The organism is Paenibacillus eucommiae, assembly GCF_017874215.1.
Classification (GTDB): domain Bacteria; phylum Bacillota; class Bacilli; order Paenibacillales; family NBRC-103111; genus Paenibacillus_AI; species Paenibacillus_AI eucommiae.
On the sequence record NZ_JAGGLB010000008.1, the window covers coordinates 53552 to 68674 of the forward strand.

The 15123-nt window shown below is 43.1% G+C and carries 14 protein-coding genes and 1 pseudogene; 4 read left to right on the forward strand and 11 right to left on the reverse strand.

What is annotated here, in order from left to right:
- Window positions 1–199 precede the first annotated feature (199 nt).
- The 6 genes from J2Z66_RS13585 to J2Z66_RS13610 form a co-directional block, all read right to left on the reverse strand.
- A complete protein-coding gene (locus J2Z66_RS13585; protein ID WP_209972195.1) occupies window positions 200–919 on the reverse strand; it encodes an ankyrin repeat domain-containing protein in 720 nt (239 codons plus the stop codon).
- Window positions 920–1257: 338 nt separating this feature from the next.
- Entirely contained in the window at window positions 1258–2445 is a 1188-nt protein-coding gene (locus tag J2Z66_RS13590) for an extracellular solute-binding protein (protein ID WP_209971982.1), read from the reverse strand.
- Between the two features lie 62 nt (window positions 2446–2507).
- Window positions 2508–3281 carry a kanamycin nucleotidyltransferase C-terminal domain-containing protein gene (locus tag J2Z66_RS13595; protein ID WP_245375524.1) on the reverse strand — a complete coding sequence of 258 codons (774 nt, stop codon included), beginning with the start codon at window positions 3279–3281 and terminating at the stop codon, window positions 2508–2510.
- Window positions 3282–3534: 253 nt separating this feature from the next.
- Entirely contained in the window at window positions 3535–3993 is a 459-nt protein-coding gene (locus tag J2Z66_RS13600; protein WP_209971983.1) for a GyrI-like domain-containing protein, read from the reverse strand.
- A 312-nt stretch (window positions 3994–4305) separates the two neighbouring features.
- A complete protein-coding gene (locus J2Z66_RS13605) occupies window positions 4306–7374 on the reverse strand; it encodes an MMPL family transporter (protein ID WP_209971984.1) in 3069 nt (1022 codons plus the stop codon).
- Window positions 7375–7393: 19 nt separating this feature from the next.
- Window positions 7394–8011, reverse strand: a complete 618-nt coding sequence (locus tag J2Z66_RS13610; RefSeq protein ID WP_209971985.1) for a TetR/AcrR family transcriptional regulator — start codon at window positions 8009–8011, stop codon at window positions 7394–7396.
- A gap of 450 nt (window positions 8012–8461) precedes the next feature.
- Here J2Z66_RS13610 and J2Z66_RS13615 point away from each other — a divergent pair, with 450 nt between their 5' ends.
- A complete protein-coding gene (locus J2Z66_RS13615; protein WP_209971986.1) occupies window positions 8462–8680 on the forward strand; it encodes an alpha/beta-type small acid-soluble spore protein in 219 nt (72 codons plus the stop codon).
- A gap of 70 nt (window positions 8681–8750) precedes the next feature.
- On the opposite strand, the gene J2Z66_RS13620 is transcribed toward J2Z66_RS13615, so the two are convergent.
- On the reverse strand, window positions 8751–9080 hold the full coding sequence (locus tag J2Z66_RS13620; RefSeq protein ID WP_209971987.1) for an S-layer homology domain-containing protein: 330 nt from the start codon (window positions 9078–9080) through the stop codon (window positions 8751–8753).
- Window positions 9025–9324: pseudogene (locus tag J2Z66_RS44070) on the reverse strand (fibronectin type III domain-containing protein); the annotation flags it as partial. The pseudogene J2Z66_RS44070 and the gene J2Z66_RS13620, both read right to left, overlap by 56 nt.
- A gap of 212 nt (window positions 9325–9536) precedes the next feature.
- On the opposite strand from J2Z66_RS44070, the gene J2Z66_RS13630 reads away from it, so the two are divergent.
- Together J2Z66_RS13630 and J2Z66_RS13635 are read left to right on the forward strand one after the other, a co-directional pair.
- On the forward strand, window positions 9537–10661 hold the full coding sequence (locus J2Z66_RS13630; RefSeq protein ID WP_209971989.1) for a winged helix-turn-helix domain-containing protein: 1125 nt from the start codon (window positions 9537–9539) through the stop codon (window positions 10659–10661).
- Window positions 10630–11178: a hypothetical protein gene (locus tag J2Z66_RS13635; protein ID WP_209971990.1), complete on the forward strand. Its 549-nt coding sequence runs from the start codon at window positions 10630–10632 to the stop codon at window positions 11176–11178. Before J2Z66_RS13630 ends, J2Z66_RS13635 begins: the two co-directional genes overlap by 32 nt.
- 86 nt (window positions 11179–11264) lie before the next feature.
- Here J2Z66_RS13635 and J2Z66_RS13640 read toward each other — a convergent pair whose 3' ends face one another.
- Genes J2Z66_RS13640 through J2Z66_RS13650 form a run of 3 tightly spaced genes read right to left on the reverse strand, consistent with a single transcriptional unit; the run spans window position 11265 to window position 14566 of the window.
- Complete coding sequence (locus J2Z66_RS13640; RefSeq protein ID WP_209971991.1) at window positions 11265–12743, reverse strand: serine hydrolase domain-containing protein; 1479 nt, start codon at window positions 12741–12743, stop codon at window positions 11265–11267.
- 57 nt (window positions 12744–12800) lie between these two features.
- Window positions 12801–13907, reverse strand: coding sequence for a HAMP domain-containing sensor histidine kinase (locus J2Z66_RS13645; protein ID WP_209971992.1), 1107 nt, complete (start codon window positions 13905–13907; stop codon window positions 12801–12803).
- Entirely contained in the window at window positions 13895–14566 is a 672-nt protein-coding gene (locus tag J2Z66_RS13650) for a response regulator transcription factor (protein ID WP_209971993.1), read from the reverse strand. The genes J2Z66_RS13645 and J2Z66_RS13650 overlap by 13 nt, the downstream gene beginning before the upstream one ends.
- A gap of 303 nt (window positions 14567–14869) precedes the next feature.
- Between J2Z66_RS13650 and J2Z66_RS13655 the strand changes: the two genes are divergently transcribed.
- Window positions 14870–15103: a recombinase family protein gene (locus J2Z66_RS13655; protein WP_245375525.1), complete on the forward strand. Its 234-nt coding sequence runs from the start codon at window positions 14870–14872 to the stop codon at window positions 15101–15103.
- Window positions 15104–15123: the final 20 nt, after the last annotated feature.

Below are 15123 nucleotides of genomic sequence, written 5' to 3' on the forward strand. Positions count from 1 at the left end.
AATTTTCACATAACAAAATCCAGTAAATAATCGTACTTTACTGGATTTTGCATAATTACAGTAAGGATTTAGAATTGACCTCTGGAAGGAGCCGAATTTCACTTCGAAAGTAAACCTTAACTTATAGACCCGCTTCATTGTTAACTGAGCTAAATTTTACATAGTGAATGTTGTTAGATGATTGGCATCATGAAATTGTTTAAGAGACCTTGCCAAAAGAAGCACTTTTAATAATATTTTCAATTTCCAGGAACCCGCGTTTTTGAGCATGCTGCAAAGGAGTTATCCCTTCTTTATCGCCAATATCGACATTTGCTCCGTGGTCAACTAGTAGTTGTACGATTTTTTGATGCTTCTCTCCACCGTTACCTAGAATTACTGCTTCTAATAATGCCGTCCAATGCAAATTATTGATATGATTGACATCAACATCCGAACGAGTAAGAAGTTCTTTAACCACTTCAACATGTCCACGTTCTGAAGCAGGGATAAGAGCCGTGCCTCCAAACCGGTTCGTAAGCTTTGTATCAGCCCCGGCATCAATGGCTAGTTTTACAATTTCGAGCATTCCTTCGGCTCCGGCATACAAGAAAACATTATTTAAGTTGTTATCACGAGCATTAATGTCCGCGCCCTTTTCGATAAGTGCCTTTACCGTATCTACCTCATTGCTATAAGTCGCTGCCAGTACGGCTGTTCTTCCGCGTCCATCGGTTGCATGGATGTCTGCGCCGTCTTCAAGCAGGTTCAGAACGCTTTCGATGTCTCCTTTTTCTGCTGAATAAATCAGTTGTTGGTTCATCGTATCCACCTTCTTTTCTTTAGTTTGCGTTTCTTTCGGCAAATTCTGCGAGGAACTGGGCGTGATATGACACGCAGTAAGCAGGACAACAAATACAATCATGAGGAGGCGGTGCATCGACATCACTCCTTTTCCTTCTATACAAATATGCTAACATAGAGATTACTATATGAAAAATATTAAAATAATAAGATTTATAGTCATTACACCAATAATTGAAAATAATGGAATAACGGCAGTTGTTTGATCCTTCTTTTTAGAACCGCACTACATTTATTATTAAAAAAACACCAACATTCTGAATATTTTTAATAATATTCAGAGAGCCGGTGCTATATTGAATATAAAAAGAAACCCGTATGGAACACTAGTCCGCATCAAATTTTGGATGGTGACGGGGACTTCTCAAATGGATTTGGCCATTTGGTGGATTGCATTTCAATTGTTAGCCTGATTTACACAGGCTGTTTTTGCAGGTTCACCAACCCTTGATCAAGCTTCAATGCCAGTTCATCTAGCGTCTCTTTTACATCAGCACCTTCGAATACAATCCGAGCCAACGCAGGATTGACATACTCATCCAGCAGTTGGTAGTAACTTGACGTGGCTGACAACGGAAGTTTGCTGCCATATGCCATTTCTGCCAGTACCACACCGCGCATCGGATCTAGATCATGACCGACATCTGAATACACCGAGCGAAGCGGTGTAATAAAGCCTTGTGTCACTATCTGGGTAAGCTCATTGTTTGTACAGGTTAATTCGTGTAGCAGACGCCAGGCTATTTCAGGGTGTTTGGTACGGGATGAGATGCCGAATCCGCAAATCCATGGTTCATTTATTCTTTGACCTTCACGGAAGTATGGTAATCCCACTATGCCAAGATCGTCCATTAATAGCGGCTGATTTTCATGAAGCATGATGAAATAATCTAAGATCATACCGGTTTTATTTTCAAGCAAATCAGTGCTTGTGAAGTAATCCTGAGTTGCACGGGCCACGCGGTGTTTGCGGACGAAATCATTTGCCCACATGATTACTTCGATAGCTTGCAGGCTGTTCGTATATCCCGAAGCACGGGTTCGGTCCGGAGATGTCCAATCCGTACCCTTGGATATCAATAGGAGACCCAAATATTCACGATGGAACGAGATGCGGGCAGCAAACCGTTCCTCATCTAGGTTTACATTCTCCCTTTGCAACCGTAGGGCCGTCTCAAGAAAATCGTCCCATGTCCAGTTTCCCTCCGGATACGGAATTCTAGCTTTATCGAACCATTTCTTATTGTAAAAAAAGCCCTTCATTGTAGCACTCAGCGGAATTGCAGTGATGCCCCCATCCATTCGCAAAAATTGAAGGATTGAAGAGTGAAATATAGCATCCATACCATCAGCTTCCATCCATGGTTGTAGATTCAGAAGCAAACCATCCCGATTGGCATCCGCAATATCACCATTAAACAGCTGGACGAGATCCGCCTTCAATTCTCCTGTGTAAAGCGCATTACGAATTTCACCACCCTGGAAAACCTCGATGAGTACACTCACTTCCGGGTTCTTGGTCTCAAACCGACTTGCGACAGCCTCTACTGCTTCCCTCTGCCAGGGTTCATCGATAAACACTTTAATTTCCACCTTATTCATCGCATCGTCCTCCAAGCCATTGATCTCTGATTTGTAATCAGTCAACATGCAACCGTTAGTGATCAAATTCTGTTCTTAATAAATGTTTCGAATTCAGCAACAGAGTCGAACTGGTTCAAAGATACATCTTCTGAACATAAATGTTCCTCTAGCTTCTCTATAAGGTGCACAACAGCTAACCGCGATGGCTCAAAATCTGTTGGATCAAGAAGAGAGACGAGATCTGGATACCCAAACCGATAATAAAACTCTCGATACTTCCCCGAATCCAAAATACCAGGCCAGCGTCCTTTTTCGGCTGCGTACAATGCTCGGGACAAACCATCTTGTACGCCAATAGCAACGAAAAATGCTGTTTCGTAATGACCTTTTTCGCAAGCAGTCAAGAGTTTGTTTAGCATTCCTTTTTCCTCTTCGTAGTAACCCTTCATTCGATCTTTATAAGAGCGAATTCCTTCTAGTCTATTTTTGCGTTCTGAAATCAGATTAAGAGTATCTTTAGTCAGTTGCTCACACGCAGACATAATTTCATCTTTAGAATGGCTGAACATAATTGTGTCCAGATATGGATCCAGTTGATCTGGCTTAATCGGAAAATTCATGACCTGCTCACGGAAATGGCCCCACATACGTGTATAGTAAGCTTGGTTCAACAAGGCAAGTGATTTAAATGCGGAAACAGCAATCTCTTGGGCCTGCGTTCGACAATAGGACATATAATAATTCACAGTCTGCAATAATGGTCGTACTCCACTCTCAGATGTTGCCATTCTTCCCGCACGTTCCCATCCGATTGGCAAGAAATCAAAACTTATACCATCGATTATAAACTGCAACTCTACTTGTCTTCCTCTCTCCGTGGCCGGTATAAAGAAGAAGTCCAAATCCGATCCCTACCCTGCAAATACGATCCATAGTTTCCAACAATATCAACATCTTGCGGGTATTGAGTCTTAATTTGATCGACAATAATATCTGCTACGGAAAAACATCAACCATTAAAAGAATCCCCCTTATGTAAACGTTCTTTTACTATATCACATTCACTTATGAAAAATTTTGTAAAGAATTCTTATAGTCAACTTATTTTCATTTAATTGTATCGTGAAGTTCAACTTCTACTTCTGTCGAATTGTTACTACCCCATTCATCTGATATTTCAAGATGCCATGATCTAACTATTCGTTCAAATCTGTTTTCATCAATCCACTTATGCAAAACTTCGTACGTATCCCTAATTTTATAATTAGGTCCTTTATGTTTGATTACTGCATACTTTTGTGGAGGTATCGTTAAAAAAACCATACCAACAGGTATTTCATTATACTGCTTTACTTCAACACATACCCAATAACCATCTTCTTCATCAGTGAAGTCTCCTACAATAAAAGCTCCTATTAATCTTGTTGGGGTTACAACTTCCTTAATTTCTTTAAGACCGTTTTTTAAAGTAATTGCTGCTCTGGGAATTTCATTAACATATTGATCACCTTCACAAACAACACGTAGTCCAACTAACTTCATCTCTTTAAGTTCAGTTACTCTCAAAATATTTCACTTCTTTCTTAAATTTTATTAAATTAATCATGTATTACATTCCAACAATGCCCACAAAGGGAACATGCGTTCTATATTATTATTTTACCATAATCTGTGAGATAAAGGTAGTCATTTAGAAGATTTTTTCGCAGAATTACCGGTTCTTTTTCGGGAGCCTGTTTTGGATTGTATGCAAATGTTGATCACTAATCATTAAATAAATCCAACGAATAATCGTTTTATTGGCTTTGAACCTTTGAATTATTGTAAAAAATCTCGCCCTAGAGCACTAAAGAGTGCGTTGGGCGAGATTCGATCTTTCTATTTCTTCTTCTTTAATGCATCTGGTAATACCATTAATGCTGGCACAAGCATCGGTAGCAGGATGTAGCAGAGCACCAACAGGCCAACTATAACCGCAGCGGCGAGCTCTATCAGCAAGATGAGTCCCGAAGGAATCAACGTTGCGAACGTTCCTCCCAAGATGACCATCGCAGAAATAATGACTCCGCCGACACTTCTGGCTGCCTTGACAATCGCTTCACCTGGTGCAATATCCCCGTACTCCTTGTACCTCATCATGAGGAATATACTATAATCTACACCGACCGCCACAATAACAATGAATGAGAAGAACGGTACAAAAGAGGAAACACCGTCCGCTCCGATTACATATTTTGTAACCAGGTTAGATGCGCTCATAGCCACGTAATAAGAAGCAAGCAGTGACAATACGATATATACAGATGGCCAGAACGCCCGGATAACGAACCACAATACCAGGAACACTCCGATGATTACGATAATCGCCGTGCTGTTGAAGGATTTGATCTGTGCTTTGTTCGTATCATACGTTGTTGAGCTCGGACCTGCAGCGCCGAATGTCGCACCCGCAAGTACGGAGCCCTTCAGGCTGCTGTCTATGGTCGAGTTGATCCGCTCGATTGTATCCAGAGCTGCTGGCGAATACGGATCATCTTTCAGAATAACAATCATCTTTGTGATCTTGCGATCCTTAGTCATAAAATTGTCTTGCGCCTGCTGGAAGCCTTCACTCTCCAGCGCCTCGCGTGGAATGAAGAATGTCTTAGTGCCGCTAAGCTGCTTCAGGAAATCCCCTGTTTTGCCCAAGCCATCGGAGATGTCACCAAGCCCCTGACCGCTTTTACCTAGGCCATCCTTCAGTTGAACCATGCCGCCGGACAGTTCCGCTAAGCCTGCATTCAGCTTCTGCTGCCCGCTTTTCACTTCAACCAAAGCGGCGTTCAGCTTCAGCATATTGGCCGCAATCTCACGGTTGCCTGCACTTCCTTGCTTTAAGCCCGTTGACAGCTCCGCAGCTCCAGCTTCCAAGCTGTTTAATCCTGAAACCAATTGCGTCTGACCTGCAGCAATTTGAGCAAGTCCATTGGTTGATTGGGAGAAATTCTTATTAAGCTTATCATAATTGCCATTGAGTTGGTCAAGACCCCCTCTAAGCTGAGCTAAGCCAGATAAAAGTCCCTCCCCCGTCTGCTTCAATACCTGATAATCTTCGTCGTCCTTTAATTCGTTATGCTTCGTTCCTAATGTATCGATGAGCGTGTTCATTCCAGCAAGTGTTTGTTCCAAAGCCGGAATACCACCTGACACCCGCTCATAACCGGAAGCCACATCTAGGTATCCTTTTTGCAGCTGGTCAAGCCCCTTGCTAAGCTGCGAAGTATTGGAGGCTATCTCTTTAAGACCTCCAGCAAGCTTCGTAATTCCAGTCTTTAAATCCCCGGCACCATCTGCGCCTTGGCCAATCCCGCTGGCAACTTGATTCAATGCATCCGTGATCTGCACATAACCCTGCTGCACCTTATCCGTTCCGTCCACGAGTTGATCTAGACTCGAGAAGTCGGGCACGACTAGCTTCTCTTGCATTTGACCGATGCCACTCTTGATCTGGTCTACGCCATCTTGGGTCGCCGAGATTCCCTTGCTCACTTCCTCGGTCTGGCTGCTTACGTAGAAATCCTCAATCTGCTCAGATTGTGGCTGTGTTACGCTAGCTACAGAGTTGACGCCCTCGACCGCCTTGAGCTCATTTGTGAGCTTATCTATGGTGCTCATAGCATCGTTGTTATCCATCGGCTTATCGCTTGAAACAACAATAGTTGTTGGCAGTGCCTGGCCGCGGCTGAAGTGTTCACCTACGATACTGAACCCTTTGGTAGAAGGATGATCATCGCCCAGCTCAGCGAGTTGGTCGAACGATAACTTTTGCCCGCTGGTCAGTAGTGCTGGAATAAGTAATATAATGATAACAACCGTTGTGACAATTGGGCGTTTCACGGAGAAAGCAGTCAGATTCGCCCAGAACCTACTCTCCTTATGTCCACCAACCTTCTTAGAGGGCCAGAACATCTTTGTTCCCAGCACCTTCATAATGAAAGGAGTCAACGTTAGAATTTCCAATAATAACACAATTGCACCAATCGCTACGACATTCGCTGATTTGTATATTCCGAATTCTGAGAAGCTAAGTGCAGCAAAAGCAATGAATACTGTCAATATGCTGTATACAATCGTCTTTCCAGCAGTCCGGTAGGAAGTAACGATTGCATCATCTACTGAGCTGCCGTGCGCCAATTCCTCCTTGAACCGGTTGAACAAGAGGATATTATAATCCGTCCCGATACCGAACAAGATGAGGACTAGCAGCATCTGTGTCACACTCGTGATGGGAAAATCGAACTTATCAATAATCTGCGCGGCAATGCCCATTGAGCACAAATAGGAAATACCGACCGCAATCAGAGAAACGAAGGGAATGACTAAGGAGCGGAACATGACTACCAGCACGATCAGAATGAACAATACCGTTAAGATCGCACTCTTTTCCACACCTTCGGTTGAGGCCTTGATGTAGTCATTCTGGATAAAATCTTCGCCGCTTAAATAATACTGAACATCTACTCCCTTAAGCACTTCTTCAAACTCGGCATGTATATCGTCAACGCTCTGACCTTGTTTGTCTAGAATAAAGCTGGCCATCAAGGTCGTACCATCCTCGGAGATGAGGGAGGACTTGGCTTCCGGTGTTGTGATGGGATCGATCAGCTGGCTGAGACCAAGCTTGGCCTCGTTGGCCTTCAAGTTCTCAATTCCCGCTCCAATCTGCTTCATATCTTCATCCGAGAGCTTATCCTCATCGAAAAATATGATAATATTATTCGTTCCGCTCGTTTCGTTCATCTGCCCGAGCAGCTTGCTTGCCACCTTGGATGGGCTATCCTCAGTTAGCGGATCCTGACCCCGTTCATGCAAAATTGCGTTGACATCCGGTTGGAATACAGTCAACACAGTCGTAGCTGCAAGCCAGATGATCAGAATCGCCCAGCGCCATTTAATAATTGTCCTCATATGTTAGAGTCCCCCCAGGTTACATTTGTCCCAACAAGGCAGCAATGCCTTCGGAATATACATGCATGTATTGATCAATTAATCGCTTTAACGTATCACCTTCTTCGTTATCTCTGAGAATGAGACAGATTCCCTCCACAATCGTAGCCGCCAGCATCCTGGCAAGCGTAATCCCTTCCTGGAGCTGCCGAGCTTGACCCGACTTCTTGATTACAATTACTTTATCCAGAATACTGAAAGCAAGATCCACCAGTTCCGGTTTGACCTTCTCGTATTTGGACCCATCGCTTCGATTAAGAAGGATCATGAGCTCCGAGCTGTAGGATTTGAACAATTCAACAATCGTGCCCTCGACTTTTCGAAAATAGCTAAGTATCTCCGGAGCATCTCTCGTCCTGCTATGCTCGATTTCTTGGCTGATTTCCTGCATGTAAGCTGCATATTGCTCATGGACAGGACCTACAATTGCGTCGAACAATTCTTCCTTATTCTTGAAGTAGCGATAGACATTTCCGCTTGTAATTCCCGCTGACTTGGCAATCTGACGCATAGATGCAGTTAGATAACCTTCCCGCTTGAACTCTGACAAGGCTGCTTGAACAATATTATGTCTAACCTCATCCTTCAGGATTTGCATAAGTAATCACCTGTTCATTATTGATTTAATAAAGATGATTATACGGATTCAAAGTCCAAGATACAATAGCGAACAAGCACGCAAATTTGACAAAATTGTTGCAATTATTTAGTACTGTCCTGCACAAGTATGGAGCATAAGATTATTCATCTACCTTTGCTAAAAAAGACACCTCTTCACTTTTATAAGGTGCCCTTCCCAAAAATGTTATTTGCTTATTTAAACTTATACACGTTTCCTTACTTAATCCTACAATTCATTTATCCGCTTTATACGGCATCCCCTTACTGCGAGGCATCAAGACGAAGCATCGATTCGAGTTCACCAGGAAAGAAAACAAGGTATACATGCTACCATTTGGAGATAACAAAATATTTTTCCCTTCAAATGTATAAATTGACAAAGAACTTTGCACAATACCCTTATACCCCAGATAGGAGTGATACACTAATGGCAAGAAGAAGAAGTAGTAATACGTTGCTCATTCCACAAGCTCAACAGGCACTTGATCAACTTAAATATGAAGTTGCTCAAGAATTGGGCATCCAAATTCCGCAGGATGGTTATTATGGAAACATGGCTACTCGTGATGCAGGAGCAATAGGTGGTCACATCACACGCAGACTTGTCCAAATAGCGGAGCAACAAATAACAGGGTTTAAACGTTAATTTGAGCTTTTACCCAGAAAAAAAGACTGTTCTACCCGCTTCTTCATTGGGGTAATAACAGTCTTTTTCTTTATATATTTAGGGGCTTGGGGAAGTTGGAGGGCTTGTCTCCTGCTTGCGCTTCGGCATACTTGTATACCAATTCTTGTTGTGCCCACGTGCCAATTTTGGCATGGTCCGTAAACGTTAACGGTACACCTTGTGCTTTGGGCTTTAGTGCATGAATTAGCATCACAATAAACTCAGCCCGGGTAATTGAATTGTCCGGTCTGAAGGTATGATCAGAATAACCGCTAATCAATTTCGCTGTTAGAGCTTGCTGAATATGCACCTCTGCCCAATGTCTAGCAAGATCGCTGAACTTGACAGACGATGGGGCTGGCTTCAGTAATCTTAGCATTAAGCTCCGTTTTATCCGCTACGGTTGTGGCTTGGCTGATCAAACCTGAGTTTTCACCCGCTGAATTATACGCCTTGACTATAAAGGTATAGATTGTACCTGGCTTTAAATTCACTACAGTATGCAAATAGACATTTCCGGTAATTGTCTCAAAGACAGGTTCACGATTATCGTCAAGATATATTCGATACCCAGTCACACCGACATTCGCTGTGGCCATTGGCCAATCTAATCTCACACTTGTTTGATTTACTTCCGATTATTATCTTTTAACAAATCCCACCGATACGGAAAGTCCAAGGGCGCATCTATAAACCGTATCAAGGCCCTATTTTAGCATAAGAAAATCTGAAAACAATTTGCAAATGTTAACTTTATGTCCTGTTTTTCCGACAAAAAAATAGCATGTGTTGTATACTGAAAGCAAAAGAATTTTGCCGGAATCTCGGAGGAACAATGAACCCCATACACGAACATATTCTATTAAAAACAAAAACAAGTATTCCCGTACCCCGAGAAAACTTAATAAATCGCAAGCGGCTGATAAACGCTATTACCAAGGGCTTGCATGGAAGATTAACTGCAGTTTGCGCGCCAGCCGGATATGGGAAAACAACGCTTATAGGCCAGTGGGCTCGCGTGACCAACCATCTCGCCGTATGGGTTTCTCTAGACGTAACGGATAACGATCCGGTCAGATTTTGGCGTTACATCTCTCACGCCCTGGCCGGTCCCTTCCCTGCCGACACTACGAAACGAATCACGTCGCTTATTCAAGCTTTACCTACAGTATCGATTCATACATTCCTTGATGCCTTAATTAACGAACTGTGTACTTTATCCCATCCGCTTGTCCTCATACTTGATGATTACCAAGCAATTAACAATCAGCGAATTCACGACAGTTTATCTTATTTTATCGATTATTTGCCAAATAGCGTTCATATGATTGTAGCAAGCCGAACCGATCTTCCTCTTCCAACGAGCAAATGGATTGCAAGAGAAGAGCAAGTCAATATTAATGCTCTACATCTACAATTTACGATGGAAGAGATCGAGTCTTTCTATCATGAGACAGTCGGCCCGCTTCTTTCCGCTCAGCATCTCAAAAAATTGCTGGATCGGACAGAAGGCTGGATCACCGGGCTTCAATTGGCAGCCCTTTCTCTTCGCTCTCATACGAATCGCGACCATTTTATTGAGGGGTTTAAGGGAAACAACAGAAGCGTGTCCGAATATTTATTTGATGAAGTATTCAATAAGCTTTCTGCCAACATCCAGCATTTCTTACTGCACACCTCTGTTCTTGAACGGATGGACGCTTTGATCTTCAACACTGTCACCCAACAATCGAATAGCAATCAAATTCTCGAACAACTTAGAGCTTTGAACCTCTTTATGAGCCCGCTAGATGATCAAGGCGTCTGGTTTCACTACCATCATTTGTTTGCTGAATTTCTTAGCAATGTGATTAAGCGCAGCGATCCTGCCGGGTGGCTTGAGACAAACCGTATAGCGAGCCAGAGCTTTGCTGCTAGGGGCATGATCGATGAAGCCATCGATCATGCCCCTAGCAGCTGAAGATTATTCTCTTCTCGAAAGCTTACTGGAGACACACATTGCAAACATCTTAAAGCGGGGAGAATTTACGAACTTGCTGCGTTGGTTTGAGATCGCCCTGCCAGAAACCACTTATTTTCCGGAATTATCTCTTATTTACGCTTTTGTTTTAACAGTAACCGGTCAGACTGAACGAGCTGCTGTGCAATTGCGAGCCATTGAACAACAGGTTGAGACTGTGGATAATACGGAAAGACACAAGCACATTCAAAGCGGGATTTTGTTCCTCAAATCCAATCTGCTTTTCTTTATTGGGAATTACGAGGAGTGGCAGTTATTTGTGGACGAAATTGAAGAAGGTATGTTGCCTGATACTGGGGTGTTTTATAATTTTAACTATAATTCAACTGAACCTCTTGTAAAACGAACCCCTATAGGACTTAAAGGGGTCACCTCACGAAACGGAAAAAATCGTACGCTAAGCAATTACATGAAAAAACCGGACCCTTTATTCTACAAAAGAATCCGGTTTTCGTAACCGGGTAGCTAGAACTCGTTGAACTAACGTTACCCGTCCCTCGTTTAACCCACCCCATGATCTAGTGTGTTTCTTGGCACGCGACTTCATCGGGCGTCAGTTTCAAAATTACTCCTCTTCTTAGCATGGTAATACAATCTGAAACGGCATACCCAATTCGTTATATTCACCAGCGATATTACAGCAAGCCATATAATCAGTGATGACATGGTGGTCCATAGTCCGAACCAAGGCAAAACTCGCCCACCGCCAATAAATGTTGTTAGTGGTGACAGAAACAAGAGAATCAAGATAGGGAACAGTGTCCCGACCGATGAAAGAATCAATTTTCCGGTCGTGATGCCCTTTTTGCTCCTATTGATACGAAAATGTGTATATACACCCCAAAGAATCGTCGCAATCACCAGCACAATAATAAACGCCTCGATGTTTCTGCTGTTAAAGATAGAAGTTTCCGCCTTTTCACCCTTTATAATCCCTGCAATCCCGTCGACAAAAGCTGAATAATCGACAAAAGTGTTTAAACCGGAGTTAAACATCATCGTGATGCCTAGCTGCTGATCCAAAAATATCGTTTCTTCCGCCTTATACGTCCAGAAAATTCCGCTATGGGAAATCGTCCGGCCTTCATGTCCATCCTCTTCTGCAAGCCAACCCATACCATACGGGCCGCTCTGTCCGGCTGTATGGTATTGTTCCATCAGCTCTGGGGCAAGAAGACTGCCATTATATTGAGCTAGCATCCATTTTGCCATGTCTTCTGCAGTTGAAATAATACCGGCGGGACCGTCAATAAACCATAACGGTTCGGCTTTTCTTATCGACTTTCCTAACAACAGATAATGCCCCTGAGGAATGGCAGGATTCTCAATGATTTGTTGCGTGGTACTGACGTTGAAGGTGTCTTTCATCCCGACTGGCGCAAAGATATGATCATAGAGATACTCGGAAAAACGTTGCCCGCTGATCCGCTCAACGAGAAGTGCTAAGAATTGGTAGTTTGGATTGTGATAGTAGTATTTCGTTCCCGGATCGGCGGCAAGCTTTACCGTATTCATAGAGGCGTTGATCTCTTGTAACGCTTGGAATTGAGCGGATTTCGTCATGTCGGGATTCACTTTATCGTTAAGACCACTTGTCTGATTGAGTAAGTTCCGGATCGTGATGCGGTTGACACGTTCGTCCGTGGGAGAGATGTTTGAAAAGTATGAGACATACGGAGCATCAAGGTCAATAAGTCCTTTATCCGCCAGCTGCAATACAGCCAATGCTGTTATGGATTTGCTCAAAGAGGCAATCGGGAAGGTCGTCTTAGTGGTTATTTTTCTTCCATCGGAATATTCACCGTAGCCTTGCGTGTAGAACACATCTTCCCCATACGCGATTGAAAGAGATGCACCGGAAATATGGTTAACTTTCATGGTTTTCTTTACATAATTATCAATTTCAGCCACGATCTCTGTTTTACCTCGAGTTTCAACAGCTGCTGCAGGAAATACGGAAATAAACACCGCCAGAAGCATGCAAATTAAACAAGCGAGGATACTTTTATACACGACAGTCATTTTATTGATCAGCACTCCTTATATTGAGATAAGGAAATGCTAACCCTTAAATATCAACTATTTATCAACTCGGCATAAAAAGCTTACGGTTACTTTTCCGCCGCCACGGGAACTGTTTGCAACCTGTAAGCCTCCCTGATGCTTTTCGCACAGTGTTTTGCTAGTGTAAAGCCCTAACCCATGATGCTCATTGGCTTCCGGCGCCTCTCCCCGATAAAAAGGGAGAACGGCTTTCAGCAACCCTTCATTGGAAAACCCTGGGCCATCATCGGTGACCGTTATGGAAAAGAAGCCGTTGCGAACAAGGTAATCGACTTTCACTTGACTGAAAGCATATCGAACTCCGTTTGCTATCATATTTTCAAAAACCTGCATAACGAGATCCAGATCGACAAACAAACTTGTCGAATCCGCATTCCTGCACGAGTCGTAGGTTTTACCTCTTAAGTCTGCAATCCGGCTGGCGCCGTCATCCAGTAAGGCGATGAGTGTGTCGATTTCAATCTCCTGTTTGTTTATCGGTATATCATCCAGCTTCTGAATCGAGCTCATGGCCTCTACATAACGCTCCATCCGCAATATATGAGATTCCATCGTTTTAATCGTGTCCAGAAGTTTTTCCTCGGATATTTTTTTTTGCGGCAGATAGCTGTTTATAAACTCGAAATATCCTTTCATGATTGACAACGGCGTTCTCAAGTCATGAGCGAAAATGGCACTTATCTGATTGCGTTCCTCGGCCGAGCGCCAAAGGGCTTTAAAATTGCTTTCCAGTTGGCTGCGCATCTTTTCAAATGCGCGGCAAAGGTCGCTCATTTCATCCCTGCTGTCATAGGAAACTTGAAACCCCAAATCGTTCGCCGAGATTTTCTCCGATGCGCTCATCAAGATTTCCAGAGGTTTTTTCAATTTCAGTTTATAAAAGAGGCTGGCCATCAAGACTAATCCGACTCCGATCGTCAACAACATCGCGATAATCTGAGCAGTTAGAACCCAATCGTTTCCGGAAGGATGATCGGCAAAGCGTCGCCGAATCCGATCGGCCCATTCGAATTCGAACACAATGGCTGTTAAAACGGCGACTAAATACACGCAATTTAATGCAATGAAGGATTGCAGCATGGTCATATTCTTCAGTCGAAGATAGCTTATTATTTTCGCCATTTATACCCTACACCCCAGACGGTTTCTACCTTGTTTTCGCAACCATGCTCTTTCATTTTAGATCGAATGCGTCTGATATGCTCAGCGATCACGGAGCTGTCACCTTCTTCGTCCGTTCCCCATACTCGTTCATAAATACGTTCTTTATCAAAAACCATTCCAGGATGTGTTGACAAAAGCTCTATGATATCAAACTCTTTTTTTGCCAAATAAATTTGTATGTCGTTACAGTAAAGCGCTCGCTCTGAATAATCTATGACCAGATCGTCGCTAAATTTAACCGAAGATTTCTTTTGATTTCGAATTTCTCTGCGTAAATGGGCATCCACTCTGGCGCCTAGTTCATGGATGCTGAACGGTTTTTGAATATAATCATCTCCTCCAGCCTGAAAACCGTTTATTTTATCCGCATCTTCTACACGTGCGGTAAGAAATAAAATGGGGCAGGACACAAAACTCCGGATCTTCCTGCATACGTCAAGACCGTTAATCTCAGGCATGTTGATATCCAGCAAAATAATGTCCGGTTGCTTTTCAACTTGCCGCAACGCATCATTGCCGTCCTTTGCCGTCAATACAAAATACCCGTTTACTTCAAAATAATCCCTCAGGAGTTTTCGAAGGTCATCTTCATCATCTATGATCAATATCTTTTTCATTTGCCCTTCCTTCTTCCCAAATATTTGCTCCCATCATTATACTACCAAGCTCAGCGCGGAACGAACCCCTGATCGCATCACTGCCAGCGATGCGGTCTCCCAGCTGAGTTAAGCCTCCTCTATTCCACTAAACTCCCGTTAGCTTAATCCCCCTAGTCTGCTTGTCATAATAAACTATACCTCAAACTGACGTCAGAAGACCACTTGAAAAGCGTCAGAATAGGATAGTAATTAATATTAATTGACTCATTCCGCAAAGGGTTATAGACTTATTCCTGACACTATTGGGATGAGGAGCTTTTTATGAAGGGTCAACGCATTGGTTATGTCCGGGTAAGCAGCTTCGAGCAAAATCCAGAACGACAATTGGAACAAGTTCAGATAGATCGGCTATTTACGGACAAAGCATCCGGTAAAGATACGCAAAGACCGCAATTAGAAGCGTTACTCGCGTTTGTTCGTGAAGGAGATATAGTGGTGGTACATAGCATGGATCGTCTTGCTCGCAACTTGGATGACCTATGGCATCAGTCGTGAGACGTTGTATCAATATCTGA